This window comes from Cronbergia sp. UHCC 0137 (assembly GCF_034932285.1).
In the GTDB taxonomy this organism is placed as follows: Bacteria; Cyanobacteriota; Cyanobacteriia; order Cyanobacteriales; family Nostocaceae; genus Cronbergia.
In genome coordinates this window covers 1-7,292 of sequence record NZ_JAYGHC010000014.1, presented here as the reverse complement: position 1 = coordinate 7,292, position 7,292 = coordinate 1, and the positions used below count along the sequence as shown (strand labels likewise).

5 protein-coding genes and 1 pseudogene are annotated in these 7,292 nt (G+C 41.1%); 1 reads left to right on the top strand and 5 read right to left on the bottom strand.

Annotation, left to right across the window (positions count from 1 at the left end; genetic code table 11):
- Positions 1 to 49: 49 nt before the first annotated feature.
- Positions 50 to 1,684: a Ppx/GppA phosphatase family protein gene (locus VB711_RS08830; RefSeq protein WP_323285508.1), complete on the bottom strand. Its 1,635-nt coding sequence runs from the start codon at positions 1,682 to 1,684 to the stop codon at positions 50 to 52.
- Between the two features lie 265 nt (positions 1,685 to 1,949).
- On the opposite strand from VB711_RS08830, the gene VB711_RS08825 reads away from it, so the two are divergent.
- Complete coding sequence (locus tag VB711_RS08825) at positions 1,950 to 2,828, top strand: 4-hydroxybenzoate solanesyltransferase (protein ID WP_323285507.1); 879 nt, start codon at positions 1,950 to 1,952, stop codon at positions 2,826 to 2,828.
- A gap of 173 nt (positions 2,829 to 3,001) precedes the next feature.
- Here VB711_RS08825 and VB711_RS08820 read toward each other — a convergent pair whose 3' ends face one another.
- The 4 genes and pseudogenes from VB711_RS08820 to VB711_RS08805 form a co-directional block, all read right to left on the bottom strand.
- Positions 3,002 to 4,585 (bottom strand): B12-binding domain-containing radical SAM protein, encoded by a 1,584-nt coding sequence (locus VB711_RS08820; RefSeq protein WP_323285506.1) that lies wholly within the window; start codon positions 4,583 to 4,585, stop codon positions 3,002 to 3,004.
- A 356-nt stretch (positions 4,586 to 4,941) separates the two neighbouring features.
- Positions 4,942 to 6,336: a tRNA uridine-5-carboxymethylaminomethyl(34) synthesis GTPase MnmE gene (gene mnmE, locus VB711_RS08815; protein ID WP_323285505.1), complete on the bottom strand. Its 1,395-nt coding sequence runs from the start codon at positions 6,334 to 6,336 to the stop codon at positions 4,942 to 4,944.
- Between the two features lie 15 nt (positions 6,337 to 6,351).
- The gene (locus VB711_RS08810) at positions 6,352 to 7,017 is read right to left on the bottom strand and encodes a Uma2 family endonuclease (RefSeq protein WP_323285504.1); all 666 of its coding nucleotides are present in this window, start codon (positions 7,015 to 7,017) and stop codon (positions 6,352 to 6,354) included.
- Between the two features lie 39 nt (positions 7,018 to 7,056).
- Positions 7,057 to 7,292 (bottom strand): annotated as a pseudogene (locus VB711_RS08805) (Uma2 family endonuclease); the annotation flags it as partial.

Sequence of the window (7,292 nt, the reverse complement as noted above, 5' to 3'; positions counted from 1 at the left end):
GCAAGCGAGGAGGGGGCTATGATATGATGTATTTCATTTATGGTAAGGTCTAGTTGTTGACTAAATTCGCCACTACCTTAACAGCAAATTCTTGTTCAAATATGCCTTTTTTGTAATCTAAACTCCACAGTTCTAAGGCGCAATCATCACCGATATGGGTGGGAAAAATAGAAATTTTAAATTCCTGTAAATCAGGTAAATATTCACATTTTACCCTAGAAATAGCCCCAATTTGCCTTCTATCTAAAGCTACGGCTAATCTTAAAATGGCGCTGAGTTGGCTGATCATTAACCGATGTTCTTTGTGTAATAAATTGCGTAAATTTTCGTGTTTCTTTTTAGGTGGAGATTTGCGGTGATAACGGGCTAAATTGGCAATGATTTCGATTTCGGTTTCGTTGTAGCCGAGTAAGTCACCATTTCTGATTAAGTAATAGGAGTGCTTGTGATGGGAAGAATGGCTGATGTAGTGACCGCAATTGTGTAAAATGGCAGCAGCCCAGAGTAATTGTTTGTGGCTTTCATTCCAATTGTGTAATGTACCTTGGGTTTGGTCAAATATGCTGAGGGCAAAGGCCGCAACCCGATCGCTATGTTCTAAGTTAATCTGATATTTATTAGCAATTTTCAGCACATGACGCTGGCGAATGGAACTTTGATATCGCAGTCTATCCTCAATATATCCATGTGTCAACATCCAGTCTACAATCACACCTTCCCGGAGCGATCGCTCACAAACTGTCACTGTATCCACACCCAACAGGCTCATCGCTTCCTGTAAAATCACTGCCCCAGCCAGTATCACCTCAGCCCTTTTTTCTGGCATTCCGGCGATCGCTGTCCGTTCCACAATGGTCATCTTCCGCATCCGTTCTACCAACTCTTGCAAATCAGCAAGACTGAATTGGTAGCCGTTGAGAGTAGATGGAACACTCCCCAAAGTAGCTTTCGCGTGGATAGATGCTAAAGTTTCAATCGTTCCAGAAGTTCCCAGCAACCGGGGAGATACACCAACAGGAGAGTTGGCTAACACTTCTTCTACAGACCGTTCCAACATTCCCCGTGCGTAAGCTTGGAGATATTCAAACTCAATCTCACTAATCGGGTCAGAACTAATAAGTTCCCCAGTCAGTCGCACCGCACCAACTTTGGTACTTGTTAAACTGCGGGGTTCTTCACTATCACCTAAAATTAATTCTGTCGAACCACCACCAATATCAATAATAATATGAGGCTGGTTTTGAAATTCCATCCCCGACAACACACCCAGATAAATGCGTCGTGCTTCTTCTTGACCAGAAATTAAGTCAACGCTTAAACCTACCTCCGTTTCCACCCTATGCAAAAAATCTCTGCCATTAGGAGATTCCCTAACGGCGCTAGTTGCAACCGCCACAATGCTTTCTGCATCTAGGGTTTGGGCAAGTTGTCGAAAGCGTCCCAAACAAGCGATCGCCTTTTCAATTACCTCTAGTTTCAGTTCCCCTGTTTCTAAATGGCGATCGCCCAATCGCACCGTTTCTTTTTCTCTGGCAATAATAGTAAAAGATGGTAATGTCGGTTCAATCTTGACTATCACCATGTGTAGGGAATTAGTACCGATATCAATCGCTGCGATTATCTGGTTTTGTTTAATCGGTTGAGTCGGTGTCTGATCCCAGTTAGCTGAAATTAAATTCTGCATTCAAGTATTCCTTTTTGGATTTTGGTTTTTGGACTTTAGCTTGTCTGCGACAACGATTTTGGATTGATTCCATAAGACAAGAGCGTGAAAATTAAATATGTGTTTGGTAGAAACCTTGTAGAGACGTTCCATGGAACGTCTCTACTGGAGATGTCTAAAGATCAATGTGGGGACTTGTACCATCAAGGAATTATTAGCCAAAACTCCCAACTCTTAATCAAATAACGATATTGTATAAATGTGAAGATGTGCGAAACCATCCAATATGCTATATAAACCAAAAAGCAACCAAGAACCGTTATGGCTTGTGATTGTCCGGCTGTTACGGTGGCATAAACCCGAAGGCAGGTTAATTTTGATGATTCCCGCTTTGTGGGCTTTGTTTTTGGCGGCTGCTGGTAAACCACCTTTACCCCTAGTTGGGGTGATTATATTAGGTACGTTAGCCACAAGTGCTGCTGGGTGTGTAGTTAATGATTTGTGGGATAGAGATATAGATCCTCAAGTCGAGAGAACACGCGATCGCCCTCTTGCTTCTCGCGCCCTTTCTATTAAAGTTGGTATAGTTGTGGGGATAATTGCCCTCACCTGTGCAGCAGTTCTTGCCTTCTATCTTAACCCCTTGAGTTTCTGGTTATCTGTCGCAGCCGTACCCGTCATTTTACTTTATCCAGGGGCAAAGCGAGTATTCCCCATCCCCCAACTTGTACTTTCCATCGCTTGGGGTTTTGCTGTTTTAATTAGCTGGAGTGCAGTTACGCAAAATATTTCTCTACCAACTTGGTTACTTTGGGGCGCAACTGTGCTATGGACTTTGGGGTTTGATACAATTTATGCCATGAGCGATCGCGAGGATGATCGACGCATTGGTGTAAATTCCAGCGCCCTGTTTTTTGGTCAACACACCCCCACAGCGATCGGCATTTTCTTTGCTGCTACTACTATTTTACTAGCTGCCTTGGGTATTTCCATTCAACTAAATGCCGCCTTTTGGATCACTTTAATTATTTCTAGCATCGGCTGGTTTTGGCAATATCTAAACTTAAAAAATCCTAAAATACCCAACCACGCTTATGGACAAATGTTTCGCCAAAATGTCTGGATTGGGTTTTTATTACTTTTAGGAATGATTATTGGTTTTTAACGGGGAACAGGGGTTAATTAAGTAGCTTTGGCGACTGGAAGTCGCGGCTATACAGACAAAACCTGCCTTCGCAGGTTTCAAACCTTTAATTTTTCATGAGTCCACGCAGGTGGACTTTGCTTGTGTAGTAGTGATTTCTAATCGCCCAAAACTTTCTAATCGCCCAAAACTTTTCAAACATCCATCGTTTGAAGTTGTTTTTTTAGAATATTTACATTTAATGGGTCATAGCCTAATTGTTCAGTAATTCGTTCCCTGGCTAAATCGCGGTACTCCCAAAAATGCTCTCCCGCAGCACATAAACCTAAATACATATTCAGAACTTGAGGTTTTTTATACAAAATTGTCCACAATTGTCGCCAAAACTGCCAGCGAATTTCAGGCCTCCGTAAGCCCTGAAGCCAAATTACCTGAGCAACAATCCGCAACCCCTTACCTGGAGAAAATTGCATCGTTTGTTTTCGCTCAGAGGGCGAGTTAATATTAAGACATTGTTGAAAACTGCGTCTGAGATAGTTACTGGGTTCATATAACCTCCAGAAGCCTTCTACATACTCTCTAGCAATTTCATCTATAGACCTACTGGGGATGAAATTCATTAAGGTATTCTGATCTCCCACTTCAACACCACCAATACCTTCTACCAAACGCTGCTCTTTTTGTAGACGATTCCATAAAGCAGTATTCGGCAAAGCTTGGAGAATACCCAGCATAGGTTGAGGAATATTCGTTTGTTCCACAAAGGCTTGAATCCGTTCTCCTGCACCAGGACGTTCTCCGTCAAAACCAAGGATAAAGCCGGCATAGATTAGCATACCTGCATCATTGATTTTCCGACAAGCTTCGATTAAAGGATTACGAGTATTTTGTACTTTTTGTGTGAGTTGTAAGCTATCTTGATCAGGGGTTTCAATGCCGAGAAAAACAGCATAAAAGCCGGCTTCATTCATTAGTTGTAACATTTCATCGTCTTCTGCTAAATTCACAGAAGCTTCAGTAATAAAGGTGAATGGATAATTGTGCTGCTTCACCCAAGGAATCAATTCTTTTAAAAAGCGTTTGACGTTACGCTGATTACCAATAAAGTTATCATCAACGATGAATAAAGACCCTCTCCAGCCTAAATCATACAGAGCTTGTAATTCCGCTATGGCTTGCTGAGGTTCTTTGGTGCGTGGTTTACGACCGTATAGTGTAATAATATCGCAAAATTCGCAATTAAAAGGGCAACCGCGAGAAAACTGCATAGCCATCATCAAGTAAGCATCCCGTTGTAGCAGGTCAAAACGTGGCATGGGGCTTTGGGAGACATCAGGTTTTTCAATGGAGCGAAATATACCTTTTTCTTTGCCGTCTTTGAGTGCTTCTAAAAACTGGGGAATTGTTAACTCTCCTTCATCCAAAACCAGATAATGCGCTCCAGAGTTAAGGGCATCTTGGGGGATTGAGGTGGGGTAGGGTCCACCGACTGCTACTTTTTTACCTAAACGCACCGCTTTTTCAATTAAGGCATGGAAATCTGGTTTCTGTACCAGCATTGCAGAAAGGATAACTAAGTCACACCAATCCCAATCTGCTTCTGTTTCTAAGTTGACATTGCGATCGTAAAATCTAATTTCCCAGTCTTTGGGTAGTAGTGCTGCTACTGTAATAATTCCCAGTGGAGGCAAGACGGCTTTGAGTCCAGCTATTTCCATAAAGCGATCGTAAGACCAAAAAGACTGGGGAAACTGAGGGTAAATCAATAGTGCTTTCATCAAATTTTTTGTGTGTTTTTAGTTGACTCTGATTGACCAAAAAAATCCAGTTCACAACAAAGGCAAACTACTTAAAGCAATAATTTTCTGAAAATACTGTTTAAATAAATTGTTAGCTAAAATAGAGAGATATGTAAATATATCTTAGTAAATACATTTAAACGGTACTGAAGCGGTGTTCCGCAAATAGTATTCTCTATTCCAGGGTTTGCTTAGGCAGGAATTAATACTGTATCAATATGTGAATAAACTTAGTATAACACAATTATAGCAGGGAACAGGGAACAGGGAACAGGGAACAGAGTTGAAAGTTTCTTGGCGTATAGGTTTTATCAAAGTCGGGTATCTGGGTATAGTTACTTACCAATACAAAACCTACTAAAAATTCTCTCTAAAACTGATTCTGTTACTTCTTCACCAGTAATTTGTCCAAGTTCATAAATTGCACCTCTTAAATCAATTGTCCAAAAATCTAGAGGTAATTGTTCAGTTATAGTTACTTGCAATTGTTCTAAAGAAATTTTCGCCCTAGTTAATGCTGCGGCTTGTCTTTGATTAATTGCTAAATCAAGATCAGCAGCTTGTACTTTTCCCTCTTGTACTATTTCTAAAATCGCTGTTTCTAAAGCTTCAATTCCTTGATTCTTGGCGGCAGATGTGACAATTTTGGATTTTGGATTTTGGATTTTGGATTGCAACTTTTCTCTGATTTCGGCTGTAATTAAGTCGATTTTATTGATCACCAAAATTACTGGACGATGTTGGATTTGTTCATAAATTTCTTGATCTGCATCAGTCCAACCAGAGGCGGCATCAATGGTTAGTAACACCAAATCAGCAGCATTAGCAGCACGGCGCGATCGCTCTACGCCAATTTTTTCTACCTGATCTACTGTTTCCCGAATCCCTGCGGTATCTAGCACTTGTACGGGGATTCCACCCACAACTAACTGAGATTCTACCACATCACGGGTTGTACCGGGTAAATCTGTGACAATGGCGCGATCGCTCTGACTCCACGCATTCAATAAACTTGATTTTCCCACATTCGGACGACCCACAATCGCCACTTTTAATCCTGTGCGGAGTAATTCACCTTGATCTTTTGTTGCTAATAATTTACTAACTTGGTCGGTAATTTTCGCAATTTCTAAAATAATTTTCGACTCATCCAAAGGTGGTAAATCTTCCTCGAAGTCAATTCTGGCTTCAATTTCTGCCAAAATATCCAAACATTCAGCGCGTAATTGACGAATAGGATGGGCTAATTTACCTTGTAATCCAGCTAAAGCGGTTTGTGCTGCTTGGGGCGATCGCGCTCCCACCAAATCTGCTACACTTTCAGCTTGAGTCAAATCTAAACGTCCATTTAAAAACGCCCGCAGGGTAAATTCACCCGGTTGGGCTAATCTCGCGCCATTTTCTAAGCATAGTTGCAATACCTCCTGTACCGCCATAATTCCCCCGTGACAATGGAATTCCACCACATCTTCACGGGTAAAAGAACGGGGTGCTTTCATGATTAACAATAACGCTTCATCTACGAGTTTTTTGGTTTGGGGGTGACGGATATAACCGTAGAGGATGCGGTGACTTTCCCACTCTTGACGACCAGGTGCAGAAAATAGAGTTTTAGCGATCGCTATGGCTTCAAACCCCGAAACCCTGACTATTCCTACACTTCCTTGTTGAGGAACAACAGCCGTTGCAATAGCAGCGATCGTTCCAGTATTAGCTAACAGTTCCGACATACAAATGTTCTAAGTCTAAATTGCATCTGGATCTACACCTAATTCTCTGAGTTTTCCCGCCAAGCGATCGCACTGTTCTTTCTGCTGTGATAACATTTCTGCCTGTGTAGGAACTAATTGCCCATCAGAAGTAAAATAACGCAATTTCCCTGCATCTATTCCTAAAAATAACTCCAATTGCTTACTCCAAAACCATCCCCGATCATTAGGTTTCATATCTTTATATACCCCTCCCACCAATGAAAATCCTGCTATTTCCAAGGTACAAGGATCAAACCAAAAATACTCAATAACTCTAAATGTATTTTGGTATATTTCTTTTTTTAATCCTTTATCTATATGAGCAGTAAAATTAGATAACAGTTCTATAATGACATTTGGGTATTTTCCAAACTCTTTCCATACAGCCCAACTTCTGCGGGGCTTACGTTCAGTATCTAACACCACCAAAAAATCTGGGTTGCGGAATTGTTCTGATGTAGGTTGAGTTCGACTATAGAAAACTTTTAAATTTCCAGTCACATAAAAATCATTTCTATCTTGCCACCATAATTCCAAACATTCAATTAACAACGTCATTTGTAATCTATGTAAATCGCTCTCAAATGGGGGTTCATCACTATATAAAGCCCCACTAGGAAACATATGATCTCGATTTGGTAATTCTTCTGCAACTGTCATATTCACAAATTAATCTATTTTTTTTATTGTAACTTATTCCTAGACTGAATCTGGATCTATACCTAATTCTCTGAGTTTTGCCGCCAAACGTTCTTTGTTTTGCTTCTCTTGTTCAGCCAGTTGTTGTGCCTGGTTAGCCCGTTGTTGTTCCTGATTAGCCCGCTGTTGTTCCTGATTAGCCCGTTGTTGTTCCTGTTCAGCCCGTTGTTGTTCCTGATTAGCCCGTTGTCGTTCCTGGTTAGCTACTTCATGTTCCGTGGGAATCAACTCTCCAA